The sequence below is a fragment of the Frondihabitans sp. VKM Ac-2883 genome (assembly GCF_015350875.1).
Taxonomy (GTDB): Bacteria; Actinomycetota; Actinomycetes; order Actinomycetales; family Microbacteriaceae; genus Frondihabitans.
In genome coordinates this window covers 36,731-62,815 of sequence record NZ_JADKSF010000008.1, presented here as the reverse complement: position 1 = coordinate 62,815, position 26,085 = coordinate 36,731, and the positions used below count along the sequence as shown (strand labels likewise).

Below are 26,085 nucleotides of genomic sequence, written 5' to 3'. Positions count from 1 at the left end.
ATGGGTGCGACGCGTGTCACGGAGCCGGACCCTCCGCCTACCGAATCGGGCCAGCAGGGCCGAAACGGGCCGAGAACGACCGAAAATGTCGTGCCACGGTACGCGTGCCCGACGCTAGGGGCGCTGCAGCCGAGCCGACACTGCCTCGCCGTGCGCCGGCAGCCGCTCCGCGTTTGACAGTGCCACCAGACGCTCGGCCACGGCAGCCAGGGGCTCCGCCTCGTAGCGCACGATCTGCTGCGGCCGGAGGAACGTGTATGCCCCGAGCCCGGACGAGAAGCGCGCCTGCCCGCCGGTCGGAAGCACGTGGTTGGACCCGGCGAGATAGTCGCCGAGGCTGACCGGGGTCTGCGAACCGACGAAGATCGCCCCCGCGTCATCGACCAGCGCCAGCACGGCATTGTCGTCGGCGGTCTGGATCTCGAGGTGTTCGGGGCCGTAGGCGTTGCTGAACGCCGCCGCAACGGTGAGATCGTCGACCACGACGATCGCTGACTGCGGGCCCGTCAACGCGGTACGGACTCTCTCGGCACTCGCGGTGAGCGGCGCCAGACGCGCGACCTCGGCCACGACGCGCTCTCCGAGGTCGGCCGAGTCGGTGACGAGCACGGCGGATGCCTGTTCGTCGTGCTCGGCCTGGCTGATGAGGTCGACGGCCACGAGGGTCGCGTCGGCGGAGGCATCGGCGATGACGAGAATCTCGGTGGCTCCTGCCTCCGAGTCGATCCCGACGACTCCTCGCACGAGGCGCTTGGCCGCCGCGACGAAGTTGTTGCCGGGCCCGGTGATGACCTGCACCGGAAGCAGATCTGCGTCGTCGACCCCGTACGCCAAAGCGCCGATCGCACCCGCGCCGCCCATGGCGTAGACCTCGGTGATGCCGAGCAGGCCTGCGGCTCCGAGGATCGTGGGGTGCACGGATCCTTCGAATTCGGCCTGCGGCGGGGAAGCGAGTGCGATTGACCGAACGCCCGCCACCTGGGCGGGAACGACATTCATGATGACGCTCGACGGGTAGACGGCCTTGCCGCCCGGCACGTACACGCCGGCCCGGGCCATCGGCTGCCAGCGCTGCACGATCGTGGCTCCCGGAGCGGGATGCGTCGTCTGCTCGGTCGGCACCTGTGCCGCGCTGGAGGCTGTCACCCGAGCGATCGACTCGACTAGAGCTTCGCGGACGAGCGGGTCGAGTGAGGCGACAGCCTTATCGATGTCGGCCTGGGGCACGCGAAGCGCCGGAGGCCGAACCCGATCGAATCGCTCGGCCTGGTCGAGCAGGGCTGAAACGCCGTGCTGACGGACGTCGGCGATGAGGGCTGCAGCGGCCTCGGTAGCGTCGTTCACATCGCCGACCGCACGCGGGACGAGGGCCAGCAACTGGCTCGGGCTGAGGGTCTGACCGCGGAGGTCGGTGGTCGTCATCATGGCCGTCCAAGCCTATCGGCGTGGGCCGGGAGAGGCCCGCGAGGTGGCTCGATATCCGCAATCGGGCCAGGATGCCCGGCGATGAGGCCATCTCGCGGAACGACCTCGTGTGACGACCGCGAACGCGAGGCCGGCTATGGGACTATGGCCCGGTGCAGCGCATCATCACGGAGCCCGCCGACCTGGTCGGCCGCTGGTTCGTCGTCCGCGACGACGACGACGACGACCCGGACGCGAAGTTCTACGACGACGCCGAGTTCGCCTCCGCCAAGCTCGTGGCCAAGCGCGAGGCCCGCGATCCCGCCCTCGCACTCCGAGGAAGGTTGATCGTCGCGGGCATCGACGAGTATCGGGTCGGCGATTCTCTGACGCTTGCGGATCGCGAGACCGTCGACACCGAATTCGCACGGGGTGCGGGAACCCTCTGGCGCAATCTGCTATTCGCAGTGCTGCTCATCGGCAGCAACATCCTCTTCGATGTTGTCGGACAGCCTCTTCGCACCGGACTCCCCTGGTGGCAGGGAGCGCTCAATACACTCCTGGTCAGCGCCAGCCTCCTTCTTGTTCTCTGGGCCGTCTTCCGTCGGCTGACCCGCGACCCCGACAGCCGCTCGACCCGAGCCCTCGCCGGGCACTTCAAGCGGGAGTCTCTCGACGCACATCGAGCCGAGCTCGGGGGCTGACCCGAAGGATCCTGCGGCTCGTCGCTCGACCGACGCCGAGATCGCATTCCTGGTCGGGATCACCCGACCACGACTGCGATCTCGACGCCGCGATGGGCCTCGAGCAGGCAGGTTAGAGCCGGCAGGTCAAAGCAAGCAGCTCGGCCCGAGCAGGCTCTTGAGCTCGCCGTAGAGGTCGGCCGTGATGTCGACCGGCAGCGGGATCTCGAATGTGCGGGCGTTGTCGCCCTTGAGGAGGCGCAGTCGCACTTCGGTGGCACCCGAGTGACGACCGAGAACGGCGCCCAGCTCAGTGACGACGTCGGTCGTGGCACGGAACTCGGGCATGCTCAGCACGAGCGGCCCATTGCTGGCCGCGACGCCGAGATCGGGCAGGAACATGCTGACGGCGTGGAGGTTTTTGCCGTCGTCGCGGACGCTGACCCGGCCCTTGAGCACGATGACGGAGTCGCCGACGAGAGTCGGACCGAACTCCTGGTAGGTCTTGCCCAGGAACATGACGCTGATCTCACCGCCGAAGTCTTCGATGGTGATGATTCCGTAGGGGTTGCCGGAGTTGCGGGCGACCCGGTGCTGGACGCTCGTAACGAGACCGGCGACGGTGACCTGTTCGCCGTCGATGGAGTCGTCAGCGGCCGAGATGGTCGTGATCGTCGTGGACGCGTGCTTGGCCAACTGGAGTTCGAGACCGGCCAGAGGATGGTCGGAGACGTAGAGACCGAGCATGTCGCGCTCGAAAGCGAGTTTGTCGCGCTTCGGCCACTCGGGGCGGGGCGGCACCTGCTGCACCTGAGCGGGTTCGTCCCACAGGGAGTCGAAGTCGAAACCGACCTGGCCATTTGCCTCGGCCCGCTTCTCGCTGACTGCCGCCTCGACGGCGCCCTCGTGGATCTCGACCAGAGCCCGGCGGGTACCGCCCATCGTGTCGAATGCCCCGGCCTTGACCAGCGACTCGACCGTGCGCTTGTTGGCCACCGGGATCGGCACCTTGCGCAGGAAGTCGTGGAAGGAGGTGAACGGCTCTTTGCTCTCGCGGGCAGCGATGATGTGGTCGACGACGTTGAAGCCGACGTTGCGGATCGCGCCCATGCCGAACCGGATGTCTTCGCCGACAGCGGCGAAGAAGCCGATCGACTCGTTGACGTCGGGCGGCAGCACCTTGATGCCCATGCGACGGCACTCGTTGAGATAGAGACCCAGTTTGTCGCGCGAGTCGCCGACGCTCGTGAGGAGCGCCGCCATGTATTCGGCCGGATAGTGCGCCTTCAAATAGGCGGTCCAGTACGAGACGACACCGTAGGCCGCCGAGTGCGCCTTGTTAAAGGCGTAGTCGGAGAACGGGAGCAGGATGTCCCAGATCTTCTGGACGGCGTCGGCCGAATAGCCGTTGTCGATCATGCCCTGCTGGAAGCCGGCGAACTGCTTGTCGAGCTCGGACTTCTTCTTCTTGCCCATCGCGCGACGGAGGATGTCGGCTTGACCGAGCGAGAAGCCGGCGAGCTTCTGGGCCACGCTCATGACCTGCTCCTGATAGATGATCAGGCCGTAGGTGCCACCGAGTACCTCGCGCAGGGGCTCTTCGAGCTCGGGATGGATGGCCGTGATCTCTTGAAGGCCGTTCTTGCGGAGCGCGTAGTTGGTGTGCGAGTTGGCACCCATGGGGCCCGGCCGGTACAGGGCGATGACAGCCGAGATGTCTTCGAAGTTGTCAGGCTTCATCAGCCGCAGAAGACCCCGCATGGGGCCGCCGTCGAGCTGGAAGACGCCGAGCGTGTCGCCGGAGGAGAGCAGCTCGTAGGCGCCCTGATCGTCGAGCTCGAGGTCTTCGAGCACGAGGTCGATGTCGCGGTTCGACTTGATGTTGTCGAGGGCGTCGTTGATGATCGTGAGGTTGCGGAGCCCCAGGAAGTCCATCTTGATCAGACCGAGTGATTCGGCCGCCGGGTAGTCGAACTGCGTGACGATCTGGCCGTCTTGCTCGCGCTTCATGATCGGGATGATGTCGATGAGCGGGTCGCTCGACATGATCACACCGGCGGCGTGCACACCCCACTGACGCTTCAGGCCCTCGAGGCCGAGGGCGGTGTCGAAGACCGTCTTGGCCTCCGGATCGCCTTCGACGACCGCGCGGATGTCACCCGCCTCTTTGTAACGACCGTGGTCGCGGTCGAAGATGCCGGTGAGCGGGATGTCTTTGCCCATAATCGCGGGCGGCATCGCCTTGGTGAGCTTCTCGCCCATGCCAAACGGAAAGCCCAGCACTCGAGACGAGTCTTTCAGCGCCTGCTTCGCCTTGATCGTGCCGTAGGTCACGATCTGAGCGACCCGCTCGGAACCGTATTTGTCGGTGACGTAGTTGATGACCTCGGTGCGCCGGCGGTCGTCGAAGTCGACGTCGAAGTCGGGCATCGAGACGCGGTCGGGGTTGAGGAACCGCTCGAAGATGAGGCCGTGGCGGATCGGGTCGAGGTCGGTGATGCGCATGGCGTAGGCGGCCATCGAACCGGCCCCCGAGCCGCGGCCCGGCCCGACTCGGATGCCGTTGTCTTTCGACCAGTTGATGAAGTCGGCGACGACGAGGAAGTACCCGGGGAAGCCCATCTGGGCGATGACGCCGACCTCGTAGTCGGCGCGCTCCCGCACCGCCTGCGAGATGCCGTCGGGGTACCGGTATTCGAGGCCCTTCTCGACCTCTTTTTTGAACCAGGTCTCTTCGGTCTCGCCCTCGGGTACCGGGAACCGCGGCATGTAGTTCGCCTCGGTGTCGAACTTGACCTCGCAGCGCTCGGCAATGAGCAGCGTGTTGTCGCAGGCCTCGGGGTGGTCGCGGAACAGGTGTCGCATCTGGGCGGCCGTCTTGAGGTAGAACTCGTCGGCGTCGAACTTGAATCGGTTCGGATCGGTCAGCGTCGAGCCGGACTGCACGCAGAGCAGAGCCGCGTGACTCGTGGAATCGTGGGCGTGCGTGTAGTGGAGGTCGTTCGTCGCCACCAGGGGGATGTCGAGCTGCTTGGCGAGCTTGAGCAGGTCGTCCATGATGCGACGCTCGATACCCAGACCGTGATCCATGATCTCGGCGAAGTAATTCTCTTTGCCGAAGATGTCGCGGAAATCGGCGGCCGCCTTGATCGCCTCGTCGTACTGGCCGAGGCGAAGGCGAGTCTGCACCTCGCCGCTCGGGCAGCCGGTCGTCGCGATGAGGCCCTTCGCGTGCTCGGACAGAATCTCGCGATCCATACGGGGCTTGAAGTAGTAGCCCTCGAGAGACGCCCTCGACGAGAGGCGGAAGAGGTTGTGCATGCCCTCGGTCGACTCGGAGAGCAGCGTCATGTGGGTGTACGACCCGGCGCCCGAGACGTCGTCTCGCCCGCCGTCGCCCCACTTGACGCGCGTCTTGTCGCCGCGCGCCGTGCCCGGCGTGATGTAGGCCTCGGTGCCGATGATCGGCTTGATACCGGCCGCCGTGGCGGTCTTGTAAAAGTCGAATGCGCCGAACATGTTGCCGTGGTCGGTCACGGCCACCGCAGGCATGCCCTGCTTGACGGCCTCTTCGATCAAAGGCCCGACACGAGCTGCGCCGTCGAGCATGGAGTATTCGCTGTGGACGTGCAGATGCACGAAGGAATCGGCGCTCGACGGCAAGTCTTCTCCTGATGGTTGCTGCGGTTGAACAAGCCTAACCGCGGCCGCCGACATCGATCGGCGTGTCGGCGTCAGGCGTTGCGAAGCACCTCAAGTGCATGTTGAAGGTCGGCCGGATACTCCGAGGTGAACGACACCCACTCGCCCGTCGCCGGATGGGCGAAGCCGAGCTGGACCGCATGCAACCACTGCCGGGTGAGGCCGAGCTTGGTCGACAGGGTCGGGTCGGCGCCGTACAGAGCGTCGCCGACGCAGGGGTGCCGCTGCGCCGCCATGTGCACGCGGATCTGGTGGGTCCGGCCCGTCTCGAGGTGGACCTCGAGAAGCGACGCGGCCGGGAACGCCTCGACGGTCTCGTAGTGCGTCACCGACGGCTTGCCGTCGACGACGACCGCGAACTTCCACGACGATGAGGGGTGCCGGCCGAGAGGTGCGTCGATCGTGCCCTTCAGCGGGTCGGGGTGACCCTGGACGACCGCGTTGTAGATCTTCTCGACGGTGCGCTCGCGGAACGCCTGTTTGAGAACGGTGTAGGCGTGCTCCGACTTGGCAACGACCATGAGCCCGGAGGTGCCGACGTCGAGCCGATGCACGATGCCCGCGCGCTCCGCGGCACCGCTCGTCGAGATCCGGAAACCCGCCGCGGCAAGCCCGCCGAGCACCGTCGGGCCGGTCCAACCCATGGCAGGGTGGGCGGCGACACCGACCGGCTTGTCGACGACGACGAAATCGTCGTCGTCGTAGACGATGCCCATACCGGGCACCTCGACGGCCTGAACCGTCGGGCCCCCTTTGGGAGTCCAGGTCACTTCCAACCAGGATCCGGCCTCCAGTCGATCGGACTTGCCGACCTCGCGCTGGTCGACCGTGACTCCCCCGGACGACGCGACCTCCGCCGCGAACGTGCGGCTGAAGCCGAGCAGCTTCGCGAGGGCCGCATCGACGCGCTCGCCGGCGAGGCCGTCAGGCACGGGCAGCGAACGGGTTTCACTCACGAGGCATCCCGTCCGGTGGCAGCTGACGGGGTGGCCGACGGGTCGGTGGTCGAGGAGACGGCCGCTGGATCCTTGGCGTCACTGCCGTCGTTGTCGATGGTGTTCGGCTCTTCGCCCTTGCGGGGCGCCCGCTTTCCGTCGAGACCGACACCCAGAAGGGTCAGCAGAATCAGGAGCCCCATGCTCGTCACGATGAACGTATCGGCGATGTTGAAGATGGCGGGCAGGATCCACGGGAGGTAGATGAAGTCGACGACGTGGCCGACTCCGAAGCCCGGCTCGCGGAACAGGCGGTCGGTGAGGTTGCCGAGGGTTCCGCCGAGAAGCATGCCGAGCATCAGTGCCCAGCGCAACGAGCGGATGCGGCTCGAGAAGACCACGATCGCCACCACGACGGCGGCGGCGGCGATCGAGAAGATCCAGGTGGAGCCGGTGGCCAAGGAGAAAGCTGCGCCGGGGTTCTTGACGAAGTGGAAGCGGAGGACCGGGCCCAGAACGTCGACGTCTTGGCCGAGCGTCAAATTCGACACGACGAGGAACTTGGTGCCCTGGTCGAGCACGTAGACGGTGACAGCGACAAAGGCCAGTGCCAGCAAGATGCGGGCACTGGCCTTCGTGGCTGTCGTGTTAGTTGGAGCCAAAACCCTGGAAGCTGGCGGGTGCAGACGACTGCGCCGCGACGGGCTCGGGATTGTTGTCGCCGTCGAGCTCGCGGAGCTGACCCTCGATGTAGCTCTTCAGCTTCTGGCGGTAGTCGCGCTCGAAGTTGCGGAGCTCGTCGATGCGGTGCTCGAGGCCGATGCGCTCGTTGTCGAGACGCTCGACCTGAGCGCGCTGCTCGTTCTCGATCTTCTCCTGGCGGGCACGGAACTCGACGTCGAACTGATCGGCCTTGGCCTTCTGCTCGTTGTCGAGCTGAGCGACGCGGGCGCGGTGCTCGTTCTCGAACTGCTCGACCTGGGCCTTCTGTGCGGCCTCGGCCTCGGAGACGATGCGCGCGGCCGTTGCGTGGCCTTCGGCGATGAGAGAGTCGCGCTTCTCGATACCCTCACGGACGTGCTCTTCGTGCAGTCGACGAGCGAGCTGGAGAAGGTTGTTGGTGCTCGTGGTCTCGTCGTCGGTCGGCGCCGCGTACGCGGGCGCTGCCGACACCGCGGCGGGCGCGGGGGCCGGCTCGGGCTCGGGAGCGGCGGCGACCGGCTCGGGGGTGGGCTCTGGCTCCGGCTCGGGAGCGGGCTCTGCCGGCGCCGCTGCGACGGGGGCCGCGGCGGACTTCGCCTGGAGCTCTTCGACCTGCGAGTCGCTCGAGGCGAGGCGCTGGCGGAGCTCGTCGTTCTCCTGGCCGAGTCGGCGGAGTTCAACGACGACCTCGTCGAGGAAGTCGTCTACTTCGTCTTGGTCGTAGCCCTCACGGAACTTCGTCGGCTGGAACCGCTTGTTGACTACGTCTTCAGGCGTCAAAGCCATTGCCGTCACCTCGTGAATCTTCTGGAACATGGTCTGGGATGATGCCCTCCCCCGATTCTGCGCATGTTGCCTAACAGACAACGACGCGCGCCGTGAAGACACCGTGCGCCAAGAGCCTACAACGTCAACCGTGTGGTTGACCTGCAGGGTGAGGGTCACGCCGTGTCGCGCTGTCGTGCTGGGCGCCGAGGAGAGGACGGATTACAGGGCTGCGCGGCTCAGGCCGGACGCGACACTCATCAGGATTACGACGGCGAGCATCACGATGCTCCAGCCGAAGTCGAGCGCGACGGCTCCGAGTCGGATCGGAGGCAAGACCCGTCGGATGGCCCGGATGGGTGGATCGGTGACGGTGTACGTCACCTCGGCCAGCACCAGCAGGGGCCCTTTCGGGCGGTACGAACGACTGACCGACTGGGTCAGATCGAAGATGAAACGCCCCCACATCAGGAGGAAGAAGATGAGGAGCGCGACATAGGCGATGGTCGCTATCAGGTTGACGATCACGAAACTACCAAGCACACGGGGCGTTCAACTCGCACGGTTCAGGCGCGGGCGCGGCCCGCGGAGGAAGAATCTCGGGGGCAGAAGCCCTCAGGACTGGGCGAAGAAAGACGCCTCGATGTCGGACTCTACCTCAGCCGGATCTCCGCTCACTGCGATGTGCGCGGGCGACAACAGGAACACCTTGTTGGTCACGCGCTCGATCTTGCCGTAGAGACCCTGCGAGAGTCCGCTGGCGAAGTCGACCAGACGACGGGCGTCGCTCTCGGTCATCTGCGACAGGTTGATGATCACGGGGATGCCGTCGCGGAAGCTCGCCGCGATCGACTGCGCGTCTTTGTATTCGCGGGGGTGAACAGTGAGGATTTCGTTCATTTCGGAGGACGCTGCCATTTCGGTGGGGACCACATTCTTGGTCGACGTGGTGCGACGCAGGGGCGTCACGGGAGCGCGATTCGCCGTGGGAGTCGACACCGGCTGCACCGGCGACGTCGCGTCGCGCTTGTGAACCGGCGCGGCCTGCGCGGGGGCAGCCTGGGCTGGTGCCGCGGCCGGAGACGGCGCGGTCTGCTGGCGAGAGGAGGGCTCGGCCTGCGCGGCCCGGGCAGGCGTCTCGGTACGCGACTGGTCGTCGTATTCGAGTTCTTCGTCGGCCAGGCCTAGGTAGATCAGGCTCTTCTTCAGCGGGTTCGCCATGGTGTCCTCCGGTCGCGGATCGTCTGACTCGACATTAACCAGCCACCGGCCGGTTTCCCGTGATTGCCGTGCCTATTCGTAGGTGTGTCGCACCCTCGGCGATGGCATCGGCGAAGTCGTTCGACATGCCGGCCGAGATCTGGTCCGCTTCGGGGGCGATGGCCCGCAGCCGCTCCGAGAGATCGCGAAGGTGGGCGAAGGCCCGGCGGGGCTCTTCGTCGAGGGGCGCGACAGCCATCACGCCCCGGAGTCGGATGCCGGGCGAGCCGAGGATCCGAGTCACCGCGTGTTCGAGATCGGCCTCCGCCACTCCGCCCCGACCCTCGTCGTCGGTCAGGTTGACCTGAACGAACCCGTCGACGACGAGACCGTCGTCGGACGCCAGTGCGTCGATCACCGAGTCGCGGTCGAGCGAGTGCACGGCGTGCGCATACGCTCGAGCCTGGCGAGCCTTCTTCGACTGCAGCTGGCCGACGAAATGCCACCGGAGGCCGTCGAGGTCGGAGGTCTCAGCGGCTTTCGCCTGCGCCTCCTGGTGCCGGTTCTCGCCGACGTCGCGAACACCCAGCGCGTGCAGTTCGCGCACGAGCGACAAAGGGTGAAACTTCGTGACGACGATCGTCGTCAACTCATTGGGGTCGCGAGACACCGAACGGGCCGCGTCGGCGATGCGTCCGAAGACTTCGTCGACGCGGCCCGAGAGCTCGAGGGAGGGCGCGGCAGCCTGGTGGGCTGCCGCCTCCCCCGGAGACACAGTGTCGTCGGTCACGCTCTACTTCAGGAAGTCCGGTACGTCGAGGTCGTCGTCGCCGTCGTCGAAGACGGGGTCGGACGCCTGCTTGACGGGCTCCGCGGGGCGCTGGTAGCTCGGCACGGTGCCGCTGTCGGCGATCGCGCTGACGCCCGCGACCGTCGTCGTCGCGGGGGCGTCGGTCTCGACGAAGCTCGACCGGCGCTCGGCCGACTTGGTGGTGGGCTCGCCGCCGTCGAAGCCGGCCGCGATCACGGTGACCCGCACCTCGTCACCCAGGGTGTCGTCGATGACGGCACCGAAGATGATGTTGGCCTCGGGGTGCACTGCTTCCTGCACGAGACGCGCCGCGTCGTTGATCTCGAAGATGCCGAGATTCGACCCACCCTGAATCGAGAGGAGGACGCCGTGCGCACCGTCGATGGACGCTTCGAGCAGGGGCGACGCCACTGCGAGCTCAGCGGCCTTGATAGCGCGATCAGCGCCGCGCGAGGAGCCGATACCCATGAGGGCGGATCCTGCGCCCTGCATGACGCTCTTGACGTCGGCGAAGTCGAGGTTGATGAGACCCGGCGTGGTGATGAGGTCGGTGATGCCCTGGACACCCGCGAGGAGTACCTGGTCGGCCGTGCCGAAGGCTTCGACCATCGAGATGCCGCGCTCGGAGATCTCGAGGAGACGGTCGTTCGGCACCACGATGAGGGTGTCGACCTCTTCTTTGAGCTGGGCGACGCCTGCTTCGGCCTGAGCCTGACGGCGTCGACCCTCGAAGCCGAAGGGCTTGGTGACGACACCGATGGTGAGCGCGCCGATGGACTTCGCGATGCGGGCCACGACGGGAGCACCACCGGTGCCGGTTCCGCCGCCCTCTCCTGCGGTAACGAAGACCATGTCGGCCCCGGCCAGGGCCTCTTCGATCTCTTCGGCGTGATCTTCGGCGGCGCGGCGACCTACCTCGGGGTCGGCACCGGCACCGAGACCGCGAGTCAGCTCGCGACCGACGTCGAGCTTGACGTCGGCGTCGCTGAGAAGCAGCGCCTGGGCGTCGGTGTTGATCGCGATGAACTCGACTCCGCGGAGCCCGAGCTCGATCATGCGGTTGACGGCGTTGACGCCACCGCCGCCGACACCGACGACCTTGATCACGGCTAGGTAGTTATGGTTCGTTGTCACGTCGGCCTCCGCCTGCAGGAACTGGGTGGTGCTGTCTGGTTGTTGCGGTCTGTATGGTTCTGAGGCCACAAACCTTCAAGCTTTACTCGAGGGTTAATGTTATGCTCAGTATGCATATCTCGCAGTGCCAAGGTAGGTGCCCCGGCTGGGGGCCGCGCAGATGTGTGCCGCGTGTCGCGGTTTTCTGACCGCTACTTCGTGCGGATGATGCCGTTATCGGGGGCAGAGACGTCGTATTCGACGGCCTGCTCGGGGTCTCTCGCCGTGTGGTCTTTGATGAGCCCCGTCAGAAGCAGCGCCTTCTTCGTCGACTGGTCGGCACTCCCCCAGACAACCGTCTCACCGGTCGTGAGTTTCAGCGTGACGTCGTCGGCCGTCGAAGCTGACACCGAGTTGACTCGCTTGAGCAGTTGCGACGGGAGCGCGAGCAGCACCTCGGCCGTCGAGCGGTACACCTTGCCATCGAGCGCGTCGCCCGTGACCTTGACGACGGGAACGCCCGCGGGTCGCTTCGTCGCCGACGAGATGACGACGCCGGCCGGATCGACGAGCTCGAACGTCTTGCCGATCTTGACGCTGGCGATCGGCGACCTCTCGGTGATCCGGATCACCAGCGTGTGCGGCGGCATCGTCTCGGTCACGTACGACTCGATCAGCGGGAATTCCGACAGGTCGCTCTTTACCGCCGCGAAGTCGATGAGGGCCAGCGGCTTGCCGATCTGCGAGTCGAGCGACTTCAAGACCGCCTTCTCGTCGACCCGCGACGTGCCCTCGATGGTAATGGTCTGAAGCGAGAGCAGCGGCGAGAAGACAGCGATGGCCACCGACCCGACAAGGGCGACCACCACCGCCGCCGCAGTGATGAGGGCGGCACGCCGATGCCGACTGCGACGGGTGAACCGACGCACCTCGACGCGCTCGACGGCACGGCGAGCGGCAGCGGCACGACGAGCGAGTCGCCGGGCGTCGCGGGCTCGATCTCGAGCGTCGCGAGCGCCGGTCGACGCCGGTGTGATGACCGCAGGATCCGACGGCTCGGGACCCGACTCCCGCGACGGCCGCGAGGGACGCGCGGGCAGGGAGGGAAGCGCCGGAAGCCTCGGCAGGGTGCGCGTCGGCTTCTCGGCAGGTGGCACCGCCTCGTCGCCGGGTGCCGTCGCGGACGCCGCAGACGCCTCGGCCGACGCGCCATCGACCTCCGGCTCGGGCGTTGCCTTCGCCTTGGCCACCGGAGCCCGGTCGAACCCCTCGGGACGCTTCACCGCAGCACCGGCGAGGATGCCAGCGTCACGAACGGGCTTCCGTGGACGCGGGAGTGATCGCCTCCAGGCTCGCGAGGAGCTGCGGCACGATTCGGTACACGTCGCCGCACCCCAGCGTGATGACGAAGTCGCCGTCGCGGGCGATCTCGGCGACACGGTCGGCCGCGCTCTGCCAGTCGGGGACGAAGTCGGCGTGTGCGGGATCCTGGAAGCGTTCGGTCACGAGAGCACCGGTCACACCCGGCTCGGGGTCTTCGCGGGCACCGTACACGTCGAGCACGACGGTGTGGTCGGCGAGGGTCTCGTACGCCTCGGCGAACTCGCCGGCCATCATGCGAGTTCGGCTGTAGAGGTGCGGCTGGTGGACCGCGATGAGACGGCCGTCGCCGACAACGCTGCGGGCGGCCTGGAGCGCTGCCGCGACCTCGGTGGGGTGGTGGGCGTAGTCGTCGTAGACGCTGACACCGCGGACGGTGCCGTGCAGCTCGAAGCGGCGCTGGGTGCCGCCGAAGATCTCGAGCCCCGAAATCGCTTCTCCGGGCGTGAGTCCGAGACCCACGAGCACGGCGTAGGCGCCGGCGGCGTTCAACGCGTTGTGATGACCCGGCACACTGAGCTGAACGCGTCGGTCGACGCCGTCGTGCCCGAGCGTGAAGGCGACCGGGCCGGAGGAGGTCACGTCGGTCACGCGCACGTCAGACCCCTCGGCGCGCCCGAACGTGACTACGTGGGCGTGGTCGAGCTTCGCAGTGACCGCGACAGCTCCGGCGTCGTCGCTGGAGATGACGACGGATTCACTCGCCGCCGCGGCGAACGTCACGAAGGCCTCGTCGAATGCCTCGCGCGAGCCGTAGTGGTCGAGGTGGTCGGCGTCGACGTTCGTGATGAGGGCGATAGATGTGTCGTAGAGAAGGAACGACCCGTCGGATTCGTCGGCCTCGATCACGAAGAGGTCGTCGGAGCCGCCCTTAGCGCTCACGCCGAGCGACTCGATGACACCGCCGTTGACGAAGCTCGGGTCGCGACCTGCCTCGAGCAGCGCCGTGATGATCATGCCGGTGGAGGTCGTCTTGCCGTGGGCGCCGGCGACCGAGACGAGCCGCTGCCCCGAGATGAGCCAGGCGAGGGCCTGCGAGCGGTGCAGAACGGGGAGCCCTTTGGCCAGAGCGAGCTGGTATTCGGGGTTGTCTTGCCACAGGGCACCCGTGACGACGAGGGTGTCGGCGTCTCCGACGTTCTCCGCGGCGTGGCCGATGGCGATTCGAGCCCCGAGCGCGCGGAGGGCCTCGACGTTGGCGCTCTCGCGCGAATCGGAGCCCGAGACGGGGATCCCCGCCGCGAGGAAGACGCGGGCGATCCCGCTCATTCCCGAACCGCCGATGCCGACGAAGTGCGCTCGGCCGATGGTCTCGGGAAGGGGCTGGGTGAGGTCGGGCTTGATCATGCGCCTGCGATTCGTGAGGAAGTGGATGCCGGTGTCGCCTCGAGGACGAGATCGACGGTACGGTCGGCTCCGTCGCGGACTCCGACCGATGCAGCTCGGGCGGCCATGTCGGCGATACGCGACCGGTCGAGAAGGAGCGGAACAAGATCGCGTCGCACCCAGGTGGGCGTGAAGTCGGCGTCGCGGACGAGAACGGCGCCTCCGGCCTCGACGACGTCGGTGGCGTTGAAGCGCTGCTCGCCGTTGCCGACCGGATAGGGAATCAGCACGGCGGGAAGGCCGAGAGCGGTGAGCTCGGAGACGGTGGCGGATCCTGACCGTGACACGACGAAGTCGGCCGCGGCGAGGGCGAGATCCATGCGGTCGCAGTACTTGAGCAGGTGGTAATTGCCGAGCGACGTCGACGTCAGCTCGGACTTCTCCCCCGTGATGTGCAAGATCTGCCAGCCCGACCCGATGACGACCTCGGCCGATCGCGAGAGCGTCTCGTTGAGCTTGCGCGCTCCGGTCGAGCCGCCGGTCACGAGCAACGTCGGCAGGTGTGGGTCGAGGCCGAAGAACTGCAGAGCCTCGTTCTTCACCGCACCCCGGTCGAGATTCTCGATCTCATCGCGGAGGGGCATGCCGACCTGGCGGGAGTGCCGCAGCTTGGTCGATGCGAAGACGACGCCGACGTACTTCGTGAAGAACGCCCCGAGAACGTTCGCGATGCCGGGTTTGGCGTTGGCCTCGTGGACGACGATCGGCACGCCGTCACGCCTCGCGGCGAGATAGGCAGGAGCGGCAGCGTAGCCGCCGAATCCGACGACCACGTCGACCGAGTGCGCTTTCAGGATCCGCCGCACGCCACCGATCGAGCCGAGGATCTTGGCGGGAAAACTCAGCGCCGCACCGTTCAGCCGTCGGGGGAAGGGCAGACGCGGAACCGTGAGCAGTTCATAGCCCCGAGCCGGCACGAGGCGGGCTTCGAGACCCTCCGCGGTGCCGAGCACGAGGATTGTCGCGCCGGGGTCACGCTGGCGAAGCCGGTCGGCCGTTGCGAGAAGGGGGTTCACATGCCCGGCGGTGCCGCCGCCGGCGAGAAGGTACGTCGTCACCGGAGAGACCCTACCGTCTCGGCGGAGACGCGAACTGGCGTCTCGTCACCCGGTCGACGGTGAAGGAACGACAGGATGACACCGATCGCGACCAGCACGAAGATGAGCGACGAACCACCGGCGCTGATGAGTGGGAGAGGCACCCCGAGCACCGGGAGAAGGCCCAGGACGACAGCGATGTTGACGAGGGCCTGACCGATGATCCAGGTCATGATGCCGCCGGTGACGATACGGACGAAGGCGTCGTCGGAGCGGCGCAGCACCTTGATGAACGAGACGGCGAGAACGATGAAGAGGCCGAGTACGACGCACGCGCCGATGAGGCCGAGCTCTTCGCCGACGATCGCGAAGATGAAGTCGTTGTCTGCCTCGGGCAGCCACGACCACTTCGCCTTCGAGTTGCCGAGACCGACCCCGAAGACACCGCCCGATGCCAGCGCCCAGAGGCCGTGGGTCGTCTGCCAGCAAGTCGACTGGTACGCCTCTTCTGAGCTGCAGCCGGAGAGCCACGCGGCGATGCGATCGGTACGGGAACTCGCTGTAGCCGTGATCACCGGGATGGCGACGGCGAGGAGTGCGAGCGGTACGAGGAAGAAACGGAGCTTGACTCCGGCGATAAAGACGGCAACCGCCACCAGCATGAGCAGGATCAGGGTGGTGCCGAGGTCCCCGCCCTTGAGCACGAGGGCCAGGGCGATCCCGACGACCGGGACCAGCGGCACGAGCAGCTCTTTCCACTCGCCGAGCTTGCGCTCTTTCTTCACCAGGATCATGCCGATCCAGATGGTGAGGGCGAGCTTGAGGAACTCCGACGGCTGGGCGCTAAACGAGCCGAGTCGAATCCAGTTGCGGTTTCCGCCCACCTCGACGCCGAGAGGCGTGAACACCAGCAGCTGCAGGAACATCGACGCGACGAGCAGGTGCCAGGCATAGCGCTGCCAGGCCCAGACGGGCACCCGCGACACCACGAGCATGAGCGGGATGCCGATCGCGGCGAAGATGCCCTGGCGCAGGAAGGCGCCGAAGAAGTCGTGCGTCTCGACGTACTGCTCCACGCTCGACGACGACAGCACCATCACGAGGCCGAAGATGGCGAGGAAAAGGGCGGTGCCGAGGATTACGAAGAACGCGGTCGACTCGGCGGCGAAGAGGCGCCGGACGGCAACGAGAGCCGCCCCGGGCGTCTGGTCGGGTTCGGCCGTGCGGGATCCTTCGCCTGCTGCTTTTCGGGCCGCGCGCTCAGCCCGCAGTCGGCGCGGGAGGCTGGATGGGGTGGTCTCCATCGGTGTCTCCTGCCAGGTGGTCGTGGACGGCCCGGGCGAATGCCTCACCGCGGGCGCCGTAGTCGGCAAATTGGTCGAACGATGCCGCAGCCGGGGCGAGCAAGACGGTGTCTCCTGACTCGGCCACCGATGCCGCAAACGTCACGGCACGAGGCATCACTCGTTCAGTGTCGGGCTCGTCGACCTCGAAGACGGGTATGCCGGGCGCGTGTCGCGCGAAGGCCTCCCTGAGGATTTGCCGGTCGGCTCCGATCAGCACGGCAGCCTTCACGGTGCGGGACACCTCGTCGACGAGCGGGGCGACATCGACACCCTTGAAGAGGCCGCCGACGATCCAGACGACGCTGCCCGCCGCCGACAGCGAAGCTTTGGCCGCATGCGGGTTGGTCGCCTTGGAGTCGTCGATCCAGGTGATGCCGGAGCGGGACGCGACGACCTCGGAGCGGTGGTGGTCGGCTCGGAACGCGGCGGCGGCGAGATGGATGGCGTCGGGGGCGACCCCCAGGGCGCGAGCGAGCGCGGACGCGGCCAAGACGTCTTCGACGAGGTGGTCGGCGCCGAGGCCCGACGCCGCGAGCGTGTCGAGCGTGGTCAGCTCGAGCGCCCGGTGGGCCCGGTCGTCCAGGAACGCACGGTCGACGAGAAGGTCTTCGACGACGCCGAAGTCGCCGACGGGCGGGGTCGACAGGCCGAAGCCGATGGCGCGGCACCCGTCTTCGACGTCGGCTTCCTGCACCAGCAGTCGAGTCGCGACGTCGGCCCGGTTGTAGACGCAGGCGACGACCGTGTTCGCGTAGACCCGGCCCTTCGCTTGGCGATACGCGTCTGCTCCGCCGTGCCACTCGAGGTGATCGTCTTCGATGTTGAGGCAGACGCTCGCGATCGGGTGGAGCGCACCCGGCCCCTCGATCGGCAGGTAGTGCAGCTGATGGCTCGAGAGCTCGACCGCGAAGACATCGAACCCCCCGGGCTCACGGACGGCGTCGAGCACCGGCAGCCCGATGTTGCCGCAGGCGGCGACGCTTCGGTCGTCGGCGGCGATCATGGCGGCCGTGAGCTGGGTCGTCGTGGTCTTGCCGTTGGTGCCGGTGATCAGCACCCAGTCGGCGGGCCGACCGGTCTTCGCCCCCAGCACCTTGTCGCGCACGCGCCACGCCAGCTCGACGTCGCCCCAGACGGCCGCTCGGCTCGACAGGGCCCAGACGACCAGCGGGTGATGCGGCGCGAAGCCGGGGCTGACGACGACCACGTCGGCGTCGAACTCGATGAGCTCCTGCGGAGGATCCGACAGGTCTTTCTGCGTCACCAACCGCACGCCGATCACGGGCAGCAGCTGCGCTTGATCGGACGAGTCGTCGGGCGCGACGACCAGCACCTCGGCTCCGAGCTCGGCCAGCGTGTCGGCGGATGAGAAGCCGGAGACCCCGAGGCCGAGCACCGCGACGCGGAGGCCCTTCCAGTCGGCGTGCCAGCTCGTGAGAGCGGCGAGGCGGTCGGCCAGGGGTGTCGTATCGGGCATCAGACCCTGCTGATCCATTCGAGGTAGAAGGTGCCGACGCCGGCTGCGACGAAGAGACCGCCGATGATCCAGAAGCGGACCACCACTGTCACCTCGGCCCACCCTTTGAGCTCGAAGTGGTGGTGCAGCGGGCTCATCAGGAAGATGCGTTTGCCGTGGGTCAGCTTGAAGTAGATCCGCTGGAGGATCACCGAGCCGGTCACCACGAGGAACAGGCCGCCGATGAGCACGAGGAGGAGCTCGGTGCGGCTGAGGATGGCGAGAGCAGCGAGTGCTCCGCCGAGACCGAGCGAGCCCGTGTCGCCCAGGAAGATCTGCGCGGGCGAGGTGTTCCACCAGAGGAAGCCGATGAGGCCTCCCGAGATGCAGGCGGCGACCACGGCGAGATCGAGGGGATTCGTCGTCGTGTAGCAGGCGTTCTGAACCGCCTGAGCGCTCGTGCAGAGCTGGTTGTTCTGCCAGAAGCCGATGAAGATGTACGAGCCGATCGCGAGGATGGAGGCGCCCGTCGCGAGACCGTCGAGCCCATCGGCCACGTTCACGCCGTTCGAGGCCGACGCGGTGATCATGACGACCCAGATGCAGAAGAGGATCGCTCCGATCAGCGACCCGGCGAACGCCAGGTCGAGCCAGGGAATGTCGCGGACACCCGAGATGAAGGTCGATGCGGGCGTCTGGCCGTTGCGGCCCTTGATCATCAGCGCGAGCACGGCGAAGATGACCGCCACGACGACCTGACCCAGGATCTTCGCCCAGCCGGTGAGCCCGAGACTGCGCTGGTTGCGCACCTTGGTGAAATCGTCGAGGAACCCGACGAAACCGAGACCGACCATCATCAGCAGCACGAGGAGCCCGCTCGAGGTGAGGCGGTCTCCGCCGACGAGGTGCCCGACGAAGTAGCCGAGCACCGTGCCGAGGATCAGGACGATGCCGCCCATCGTGGCGGTGCCCCGCTTCGTGTGGTGCGACTGCGGGCCATCGCTGCGAATGAACTGGCCCCACCCCAGGTGGTGGAACAGCCGGATGAAGAGCGGCGTGAGCAGCAGGGTGAAGATCAGCGAGACGGAGCCGCCGACGAGGAGAGCGATCATGCCGTCACCCCCGCGAGGCGGTCGCCGAGGAAACGGAGACCGGCCGACTTCGACGACTTGACGAGCACGACGTCGCCTTCGCGCTGGTCGGCGCGAAGAGCCTCGTAGGCGGCGTCGATGTCGGGCACGAGCGTCGATTCGCCGCTCCACGAGCCTTCGAGACCCGCGGCCATGTGAACGTGCCGCGCGGCGTCGCCGACGACGACGAGCTTGTGGATGTTGAGGCGCACGATGAGTCGGCCGATCCGGTCGTGCTCCTCTTGCGCGTACTCGCCGAGTTCGGCCATCTCGCCGATGACGGCGACCGACCGCTGGTCGGGCCCGACGATCTGCGCGAGCGTCTTGAGCGCGGCCGCGACGGAGTCGGGGCTGGCGTTGTACGCGTCGTTGATCACGGTGATGCCGGGGCCCCCGTCGAGGACCTCCATGCGCCAGCGCTCCGCACGGGTGACTCCCTCGAGCACGGTGGCGGCCCGGTCGACGTCGAGACCCCATTCGCCGGTGACGGCGAGGGCGGCCAGGGCGTTCATGACGTGGTGCTCGCCCAGAATTCTGAGGGTCACGTTCTTCGTCAGGCCGGGGGCGTTCAAGGTGAAAGCCGTGCCCTCAGCGGTGACGTCGATGTCGGAGGCGCGGTACTCGGCCGAGTCGCCGAATCCGAACGAGACGACGCGGGCCCGGGTGAGGTCGGCCATGGCCGCGACCCGGAAGTCGTCGGTGTTGAGGATCGCGGTGGCGGTGCCCGGCAGGTCGGTGACCATCTCGGACTTCGCCTTCTGCGTCGCCTCGATTCCGCCGAACTCACCGGCGTGCGCGAGGCCCACCTTCAAGACCACGCCCGTGTCGGGGCGGGCGATCGCGACGAGGCGAGCGATCTCGCCCGCGCCGGAGGCACCCATCTCGACCACGAGGAAGCGAGTGTCGTAATCGACGCGCAACATTGAGATCGGTGCGCCGACGTGGTTGTTGAACGACCCTTCGGGCGCCACCGTGGGGCCGAGGTCGGACAGGATGGCCCGAAGCATGTTCTTGGTCGACGTCTTGCCGTTCGATCCGGTCACTCCGACAACGCGAAGGGGCTCGGTCGGGGTCTTGGCATCGCGCACCTGCTGTACGACCGCGGTGGCGAGGGCCGACAGCGCGGCCACTCCGTCGTCGACGAGGATCCGAGGCACCAACGCCTCGACCTGGCCCTCCGAGATCACGAGGGCTGCACCGTTCTCGACGGCCTGCGGCACGAAGAGGCGGCCGTCGGTGGTCTCGCCGGGCAGCGCGAAGAAGATCGACCCCGGAGTGACGAGGCGCGAGTCGGTCTCGACCGAGCCGTCGACGACGAGCTGATCGGTTGTCTCGGGCGTGAGAGCCAGGGTGCCACCCACGATGGCGTGGATCTCGGCAAGGGTCAGAGCGATCACTCGGCCCACCCCGCTTCGCGGAGGGCGTCGCGCGCCTCGTCGCGAGCCGAGTAGGGCGTGCGCACGCCCTGGATGTCGCGGTAATCCTGGTGGCCGGGGCCGGCCCAGAGAATCGAGTCGCCCTCCCCCGCCATCGCAACGGCCCGACGGATGGCCGCCTCCGGCGGGCTCACCTCGTGGATCTCGTGATCGGGGTACGCCTCGCGAGCCGCGTTGACGAGCGTGGTGCGGATCGACGCCGCGTCTTCGAAACGGGGGTGGTGATCGGTGACGACCAGGATGTCGGATCCCTCTGCCGCGACCCGAGCCATCTCGGGCCGCTTCGTGGTGTCGCGGTCGCCGTCGGCGCCGAACAGCATGATGACTTTGCCGGGGGTGAACCGGCGGACGGCGGCGAGCGTGTTGAGGAACGCGTCGGGGCTGTGACCGAAGTCGACGAAGACGCTCGGGCCGCGGTCGCCGGAGACTCGCTCGGTGCGACCCGGAAGGTAGGCGACGATGCCGCCGTCTTCGTCGAGCGACTGGCCGATGGCCTCGAGCTCGAAGCCCGCTTCGACCATCATGACGATGGCGAGGGCGGCGTCGGCCGCCATGTGCCAGCCGATCATGGGCACCCGGGTGACGAGCGAGCGGCCCTCGGGCCCACTCAGACGGAACTCCGTGTAGGCCGCCTGCTCATCGAGCAGTTCGATGGTCCAGTCGGCGTCGCGGTGCTCATCGGTGCCCGCGGGCTTGATGGTGATCGTGGTGACCGGGATCCGGCACGCCTCGACTACGCGCTGCCCGTAGGGCGAGTCGAGCGAGACGACGGCGCGCTTGGCGCGATCCGGCTGGAAGAGGGGCAGCTTCGCCTGGAAGTACTCCTCCATGTCGGCGTAGTCGTCGAGGTGGTCGTGGCTGAGATTGGTGAAGCCGGCGACGTCGAAGACGAGGCCGTCGACGCGGTGTCGGCTGAGGGCCTGGGCGCTTACCTCGACGGCGACGGCTCGCACCTCGCTCTCACGCATCCGGGCGAGGAGCGCATGCATCTCGCTCGCCTCGGGGGTCGTGAGACGGGAGACGACAGTGAGGTCTCCGATGTGGCGCTCGGCGGTCGACGAGAGTCCGGTGACGAGGCCCAGCTGCTTGAGGATGCCCTCGAGCAGGTACGACGTCGAGGTCTTGCCGTTGGTGCCGGTGACGGCGAAGAGGAGCGGCGTCTGCTCGGCGGTGCGGTAGACCCAGGCCGACACGTCGCCGAGGGCTGCACGGGGCGAGTCGACGAGCACGACGGGCAGGCCGGACCCGCTGGCGATCTCGGCTCCGCGGGCGTCGGTCATCAGGGCGACGGCTCCGCCCTCGCGGGCCTTCTCGGCGAACTCGGCGCCGTGGCGGTGAGCGCCGGGCACTCCGACGTAGAGGTCGCCGGGGTGGAGATCGCTGGTCGACAGTGTGACGCCGGTGATCTCGATGCCGTCGAGCAAGCCGATGTGCTCGAGTCCGAATTCGCTGGCCAGTTGGCCGAGCGACCTCGCCGAGGGATGTTCCGGTCGAAGAACCGGGGGGATCCGGGCACTCAAAGAATCCTCATTTCTTGCCTGGTCATATGTCGGAACGGGTGGAAGGGCAACGGGTCGGGTCGCTTCTCACCACGTATCGGGAAGGTTCGTCGCCGGGGTGGTCGACGGCTTGACCCGATAGTTCTCGAGGACCTGGGACATTATCTCGCGGAAGGCGGGTGCCGCCGCGAACGAAGTCTTCAGCGTAGTCGGCTTCGTGAAGGTGACGAGCACGACGTACTGCGGGTTCTCGGCGGGTGCGATACCCGCGACGGAGATGATGTAGTCGCTTCCGTAGCCACCACCGGGTGCGTCGGCGATCTGAGCCGTTCCCGTCTTGGCGGCGACGTTGTAGCCCGAGATCGGTGTCATCCCGGCGAGGGTTCCTTCGGGAATCGTATTTTCGAGCATGTCGACGACGTCGTTCGCCGCCTTCTCCGAGACGACGCGCGTGCCCTTGGTGCTTGGCGTGTCGGTGACCGTGCCGTCGCTCTGCTTGCATCCCTTGACCAGGGTGACCGGCATTCGCACACCGCCGTTCGCCAGGGTCTGATAGGCACTGGCGATCTGAATGGCGCTCGTGCCGATTCCCTGACCGAACATCGAGTTGATGTTCGTCTGGCTGTCCCAGCTGCTCGGCGTTCCGAGCTGCCCGACCGACTCGCCGTTGAACTTGACCTCGCTCTTCGAGCCGAAGCCGAACTTCTTCAGATAGTCGTAGCGGGTCTGTTTGGAGAGTCTTTCGCCGACCTGGGTGATGCCCACGTTCGACGAGTTCGCCAGAATTCCGGCGAGAGTCAACTGCTCGGTGTCGTGGAACTCGGCGTCGGCGATGCGGCCGCCCCACGGGAAGGTGCGGCTGTACGGCACCGTCTCTTGCGTGGCCGGAGTCGCGACGCCCTGGTCGATAGCGGCGGCCGCGATCAGCGACTTGACGGTCGAGCCGGGCTCATACGAGTCGGTGAACGCCTTCGATCCGAGGTTCGACGTCGACGACCCGTCGACGTTGTTGGGGTCGACGCTGTCGGAATCGGCCACCGCCAGAAGGGATCCGTCAGACACCTTCATCACGATCGCCGTTCCCGAGGTGGCACCGATTGCTTTGACCTGCTCGGCGAGATCCTGCTGCACCTGGTACTGCAGGTACTCGTCGATGGTGGTCTCGAGCACGCCCCCGTCGACTGCCTTCTTCGTCGTCACCGTGCTGCCGGGCAGCTTGACGTTGTCGAGACCCCGCTCGTAGGTCTCGGAGCCATTCGTCCCGGCGAGGCACTTGTTGTACTCGAGCTCCAGCCCGGCCTGAGCACCGTCGGTGCCCATGAAGCCCGTCAGGTTGCCGGCGACTGCCCCATTCGGATAGGTGCGAGCCGTGGTCCGCTTCGGGTAGATCCAGGAGATGCCGAGCTTCTGGATCTTCTCGTAGGCGTCGACGTCGACGCTTCCGACGAGCTTCGCATAGACGCTCTTCTTGTCGGCGGTGAGCGCCTTCACGATGTCGGAGGCCTTGGCGCCCGTGGCGGCCGCGATCTGATCGGCGGTCTGCGAGAGCGTGTACGTGACCGACTTGCCGCCGACCGTCGTCTTGTAGCCCTTCTGGGCATAGGCCGGAACAGCCGTGATGTCGTAGCGCACGACGGTCTTGGCCAGCACCTTGCCGTTCGTGTCGACGATCGAACCGCGATCGCCGTAGAGGATCGTCGGCACCGAGCGTTTTCCGAGACTCTGCTTGTTGAGCGTCGATGCCTGCACGACCTGGATGTCGACGAGTCGCACCACGAACACCGCCACGAGGGCGAAGATGACGATCGCGGCGATGGTCGTCCGGTGTCGACGATGCCGTGTAGCGGGTGTTGGCCTGGCTGATCTCACGAGAGATTCCTCACCGCGGCCGCCGACTGGCGGGGCCGCACATCTGGGTCACACGCGAGCCGGTGCTTCTGGCCGCGTGTCGCTAGCGGGTCTCGGGAGCCGCGAGCTGATTCGTGCGCGACGCTACCGAGTCACCGGTCGACTTCGAGGCTGCCGCGCCCGAAGTCGCCGAAGTAGAAGCTGTGGATGTGCCCGACTCCTTCTTCGACGAGGTCTGGTCGGAAGCCTTCTTCGTGACGACCGGTACGCCGTCGAGCAGGCTGTTCGTGATCAGGTTGTCGGAAGTCGCCTTGTCGGTCGCGGCAGGAGTCGGCGTTCCGTAGACGTGGTTGTTCGAGAGGTCGAGGTACACCGGGTTCTGGTTGCGCACCATTCCGAGCGCCGTGGCGTTATTGGCGATGTTCTGGGGCGACGACAGCACACCGAGCTTCTCGGAGTACTTCTGCTGGGTGCGGGCCAGGGACGTCTGCTCGCCCTGCAGCGAGGAGATCTGATAGGCACCGCGGCTCAGCGCGATGCTCAGCCCGAGCTGGGTGAGCAACAGCGCGAACAGCGCCGCAGTCGCGATCAGCGCGTAGACGAGGCGCGGGCGCGACTGACGCTGCGCCCTCGACGTGACGATCTCGATGAGCCGGCGCCGCGGCCCGAGATCGGAGAGGACGTCGTGCTCGTCGCGTTCGTCGTCGAGGTGCGCGAGGGCGAGGTTCGTGCTCATGCGTGTCTCCGGATTCGCTCGGCCGCGCGGAGGCGGACGGGGGTCGCTCGGGGGTTGAGGTCTTTCTCCTCATCGGAGGCCAGTTCGGCTCCGCGGACGAGCAGGGAGAACTCGGGCCGGTGCTCGGGCAGTTCGACGGGCAGACCGGCCGGTGCCGTCGATTTCGATCGCGCCGCCAGCTCGCGCTTGACCAGGCGGTCTTCGAGCGACTGGTACGACAGCACGACGATGCGACCGCCGACACGGATGCGGTCGAGTGCGGTCGGAAGCGCCGACTCGAGGGACGCCAGTTCGGCGTTAACCTCCACTCGAAGGGCCTGGAACACCCTCTTGGCGGGGTGGCCGGCTCGGCTCAGGGCGGCGGGAGTGGCCTTTTGAAGCAGGTCGACGAGTTCGCCGCTGCGCACGAGTGGCTTCTGCTCACGGCGCTCGACGATGAAGCGCGCGTACCGCGGGGCGAGTTTCTCCTCGCCGTACTGGTAGAAGATGCGCCGTAGCTCCGCCTCGGAGTAGGTCGCGAGGACCGTCTCTGCGGTGACGCCCTGAGTGGGATCCATCCGCATGTCGAGCGGGGCGTCTTTCGAATACGAGAACCCGCGGTCGACGCGGTCGAGTTGGAGCGACGAGACGCCGAGGTCGAACAAGACGCCCTCCACCTCGTCGATGCCGAGCTCGTCGAGCGCGCGGCCGATGCCGTCGTATTCCGTGTGGACAAGCTTCGCGCGCTCGCCGAACGGGGCGAGCCGCTCCCCCGCCAGCGCCAGGGCCTCGGTGTCGCGATCGAGCCCGACGAGCGTGAGGCCCGGAAAGCGCGTGAGCATTGCGTGCGAGTGGCCGCCCATGCCGAGCGTCGTGTCGACGACGACGGCACCGGGCTTTTCGAGGGCCGGGGCGAGCAGGTCGAGCGATCGCTCGAGAAGCACGGGGGTGTGGATCTGTTCATCTGCCATGGTGACCGGCTCTGGATCCTTGGGCCCTGATCCCCATCCATCCCACCTGGCACCGGGGAAGGTGCGCCAGGGGTGGACGGCTGGGAGTCAGGGCCGAAGGGTCAGAAGACGCCGGGGATCACCTCCTCCGTGGTGTCGGAGAAGTGCGCTTCTTGCTCGGTGTAGTAGGCGTTCCAGGCCTCGGTGGCCCAGATCTCAGCCCGATTGCCCGCGCCGATCACCGTGAGGTCGCGGCCGAGGCCGGCGTACTCGCGGAGGTTCGCCGGGATCGTCACGCGGTGCTGCTTATCGGGGATCTCGTCGGACGCACCGGAGAGGAACAGCCGCAGGTAGTCCCGCGCCTGCTTGCTCGTGATCGGTGCCTTGCGGATCTGCGTGTGCACGTCTTCGAACTCGCGCTGGCTGAACACGTAGACGCAGCGCTCCTGCCCGCGCGTCATGACCAGGCCTGAGGCCAGCTCGTCGCGGTACTTGGCAGGAAGGATGATGCGGCCTTTCTCGTCGAGACGGGGCGCATAGGTGCCGAGGAACATGCCACCACCCCCACTCGCCCGCCGTTTCCTCCA

General features: G+C 67.1%; 22 protein-coding genes. 1 reads left to right on the top strand and 21 read right to left on the bottom strand.

Features of this window, described 5'->3' with window-relative positions; translation table 11 throughout:
- Positions 1–114 precede the first annotated feature (114 nt).
- Positions 115–1,425 carry a histidinol dehydrogenase gene (gene hisD, locus ITJ49_RS14440; RefSeq protein ID WP_228514535.1) on the bottom strand — a complete coding sequence of 437 codons (1,311 nt, stop codon included), beginning with the start codon at positions 1,423–1,425 and terminating at the stop codon, positions 115–117.
- Between the two features lie 152 nt (positions 1,426–1,577).
- On the opposite strand from hisD, the gene ITJ49_RS14435 reads away from it, so the two are divergent.
- Positions 1,578–2,108: a hypothetical protein gene (locus ITJ49_RS14435; RefSeq protein ID WP_194606302.1), complete on the top strand. Its 531-nt coding sequence runs from the start codon at positions 1,578–1,580 to the stop codon at positions 2,106–2,108.
- 126 nt (positions 2,109–2,234) lie between these two features.
- Here the strand turns inward: ITJ49_RS14435 and dnaE are convergent, their stop codons facing one another.
- The 20 genes from dnaE to mraZ all read right to left on the bottom strand — a co-directional run bounded on the left by dnaE (position 2,235) and on the right by mraZ (position 26,052).
- Entirely contained in the window at positions 2,235–5,804 is a 3,570-nt protein-coding gene (dnaE, locus tag ITJ49_RS14430) for a DNA polymerase III subunit alpha (protein WP_194606301.1), read from the bottom strand.
- Between the two features lie 17 nt (positions 5,805–5,821).
- Positions 5,822–6,745 (bottom strand): RluA family pseudouridine synthase, encoded by a 924-nt coding sequence (locus ITJ49_RS14425; RefSeq protein ID WP_194606300.1) that lies wholly within the window; start codon positions 6,743–6,745, stop codon positions 5,822–5,824.
- Positions 6,742–7,386 carry a signal peptidase II gene (lspA, locus tag ITJ49_RS14420; protein ID WP_228514533.1) on the bottom strand — a complete coding sequence of 215 codons (645 nt, stop codon included), beginning with the start codon at positions 7,384–7,386 and terminating at the stop codon, positions 6,742–6,744. Before lspA ends, ITJ49_RS14425 begins: the two co-directional genes overlap by 4 nt.
- A complete protein-coding gene (locus tag ITJ49_RS14415) occupies positions 7,373–8,212 on the bottom strand; it encodes a DivIVA domain-containing protein (RefSeq protein ID WP_194606299.1) in 840 nt (279 codons plus the stop codon). Before ITJ49_RS14415 ends, lspA begins: the two co-directional genes overlap by 14 nt.
- Positions 8,213–8,413: 201 nt before the next feature.
- A complete protein-coding gene (locus tag ITJ49_RS14410; protein WP_235480896.1) occupies positions 8,414–8,734 on the bottom strand; it encodes a YggT family protein in 321 nt (106 codons plus the stop codon).
- Between the two features lie 72 nt (positions 8,735–8,806).
- Positions 8,807–9,412: a cell division protein SepF gene (locus ITJ49_RS14405; protein ID WP_123943694.1), complete on the bottom strand. Its 606-nt coding sequence runs from the start codon at positions 9,410–9,412 to the stop codon at positions 8,807–8,809.
- A gap of 34 nt (positions 9,413–9,446) precedes the next feature.
- Positions 9,447–10,181 (bottom strand): YggS family pyridoxal phosphate-dependent enzyme, encoded by a 735-nt coding sequence (locus ITJ49_RS14400; RefSeq protein WP_370544536.1) that lies wholly within the window; start codon positions 10,179–10,181, stop codon positions 9,447–9,449.
- A gap of 3 nt (positions 10,182–10,184) precedes the next feature.
- Positions 10,185–11,336, bottom strand: a complete 1,152-nt coding sequence (ftsZ, locus tag ITJ49_RS14395) for a cell division protein FtsZ (protein ID WP_055957541.1) — start codon at positions 11,334–11,336, stop codon at positions 10,185–10,187.
- 191 nt (positions 11,337–11,527) lie between these two features.
- Positions 11,528–12,598, bottom strand: a complete 1,071-nt coding sequence (locus ITJ49_RS18265; RefSeq protein WP_194606298.1) for an FtsQ-type POTRA domain-containing protein — start codon at positions 12,596–12,598, stop codon at positions 11,528–11,530.
- Positions 12,599–12,623: 25 nt separating this feature from the next.
- Positions 12,624–14,042 (bottom strand): UDP-N-acetylmuramate--L-alanine ligase, encoded by a 1,419-nt coding sequence (gene murC, locus ITJ49_RS14385; protein ID WP_194606297.1) that lies wholly within the window; start codon positions 14,040–14,042, stop codon positions 12,624–12,626.
- Positions 14,039–15,139, bottom strand: a complete 1,101-nt coding sequence (locus tag ITJ49_RS14380) for a UDP-N-acetylglucosamine--N-acetylmuramyl-(pentapeptide) pyrophosphoryl-undecaprenol N-acetylglucosamine transferase (protein ID WP_194606296.1) — start codon at positions 15,137–15,139, stop codon at positions 14,039–14,041. Before ITJ49_RS14380 ends, murC begins: the two co-directional genes overlap by 4 nt.
- Complete coding sequence (gene ftsW, locus ITJ49_RS14375; protein WP_194606295.1) at positions 15,136–16,422, bottom strand: putative lipid II flippase FtsW; 1,287 nt, start codon at positions 16,420–16,422, stop codon at positions 15,136–15,138. The genes ITJ49_RS14380 and ftsW overlap by 4 nt, the downstream gene beginning before the upstream one ends.
- Positions 16,379–17,941 carry a UDP-N-acetylmuramoyl-L-alanine--D-glutamate ligase gene (gene murD / locus ITJ49_RS14370; RefSeq protein ID WP_194606294.1) on the bottom strand — a complete coding sequence of 521 codons (1,563 nt, stop codon included), beginning with the start codon at positions 17,939–17,941 and terminating at the stop codon, positions 16,379–16,381. Before murD ends, ftsW begins: the two co-directional genes overlap by 44 nt.
- Entirely contained in the window at positions 17,941–19,032 is a 1,092-nt protein-coding gene (gene mraY, locus ITJ49_RS14365; RefSeq protein ID WP_123943681.1) for a phospho-N-acetylmuramoyl-pentapeptide-transferase, read from the bottom strand. The genes murD and mraY overlap by 1 nt, the downstream gene beginning before the upstream one ends.
- Positions 19,029–20,447, bottom strand: a complete 1,419-nt coding sequence (gene murF / locus ITJ49_RS14360; RefSeq protein WP_194606293.1) for a UDP-N-acetylmuramoyl-tripeptide--D-alanyl-D-alanine ligase — start codon at positions 20,445–20,447, stop codon at positions 19,029–19,031. The genes mraY and murF overlap by 4 nt, the downstream gene beginning before the upstream one ends.
- Complete coding sequence (locus ITJ49_RS14355) at positions 20,444–22,006, bottom strand: Mur ligase family protein (protein ID WP_194606292.1); 1,563 nt, start codon at positions 22,004–22,006, stop codon at positions 20,444–20,446. Before ITJ49_RS14355 ends, murF begins: the two co-directional genes overlap by 4 nt.
- A 66-nt stretch (positions 22,007–22,072) precedes the next feature.
- Positions 22,073–23,854 (bottom strand): peptidoglycan D,D-transpeptidase FtsI family protein, encoded by a 1,782-nt coding sequence (locus tag ITJ49_RS18260; RefSeq protein ID WP_370544535.1) that lies wholly within the window; start codon positions 23,852–23,854, stop codon positions 22,073–22,075.
- A gap of 82 nt (positions 23,855–23,936) precedes the next feature.
- The gene (locus tag ITJ49_RS14345) at positions 23,937–24,569 is read right to left on the bottom strand and encodes a hypothetical protein (RefSeq protein ID WP_194606291.1); all 633 of its coding nucleotides are present in this window, start codon (positions 24,567–24,569) and stop codon (positions 23,937–23,939) included.
- Positions 24,566–25,519, bottom strand: a complete 954-nt coding sequence (rsmH, locus tag ITJ49_RS14340; protein WP_194606290.1) for a 16S rRNA (cytosine(1402)-N(4))-methyltransferase RsmH — start codon at positions 25,517–25,519, stop codon at positions 24,566–24,568. Before rsmH ends, ITJ49_RS14345 begins: the two co-directional genes overlap by 4 nt.
- 101 nt (positions 25,520–25,620) lie before the next feature.
- Entirely contained in the window at positions 25,621–26,052 is a 432-nt protein-coding gene (gene mraZ / locus ITJ49_RS14335) for a division/cell wall cluster transcriptional repressor MraZ (RefSeq protein WP_123943673.1), read from the bottom strand.
- Positions 26,053–26,085: the final 33 nt, after the last annotated feature.

Coding starts and splice junctions, on each gene's coding strand:
- ITJ49_RS14415 (WP_194606299.1), bottom strand. CDS start 8,212: ATGGCTTTGACGCCTGAAGACGTAGTCAACAAGCGGTTCCAGCCGACG.
- murC (WP_194606297.1), bottom strand. CDS start 14,042: ATGATCAAGCCCGACCTCACCCAGCCCCTTCCCGAGACCATCGGCCGA.
- ITJ49_RS14405 (WP_123943694.1), bottom strand. CDS start 9,412: ATGGCGAACCCGCTGAAGAAGAGCCTGATCTACCTAGGCCTGGCCGAC.
- hisD (WP_228514535.1), bottom strand. CDS start 1,425: ATGATGACGACCACCGACCTCCGCGGTCAGACCCTCAGCCCGAGCCAG.
- dnaE (WP_194606301.1), bottom strand. CDS start 5,804: ATGTCGGCGGCCGCGGTTAGGCTTGTTCAACCGCAGCAACCATCAGGA.
- rsmH (WP_194606290.1), bottom strand. CDS start 25,519: ATGGCAGATGAACAGATCCACACCCCCGTGCTTCTCGAGCGATCGCTC.
- ITJ49_RS14345 (WP_194606291.1), bottom strand. CDS start 24,569: ATGAGCACGAACCTCGCCCTCGCGCACCTCGACGACGAACGCGACGAG.
- mraZ (WP_123943673.1), bottom strand. CDS start 26,052: ATGTTCCTCGGCACCTATGCGCCCCGTCTCGACGAGAAAGGCCGCATC.
- ftsW (WP_194606295.1), bottom strand. CDS start 16,422: ATGGAGACCACCCCATCCAGCCTCCCGCGCCGACTGCGGGCTGAGCGC.
- murD (WP_194606294.1), bottom strand. CDS start 17,941: ATGCCCGATACGACACCCCTGGCCGACCGCCTCGCCGCTCTCACGAGC.
- mraY (WP_123943681.1), bottom strand. CDS start 19,032: ATGATCGCTCTCCTCGTCGGCGGCTCCGTCTCGCTGATCTTCACCCTG.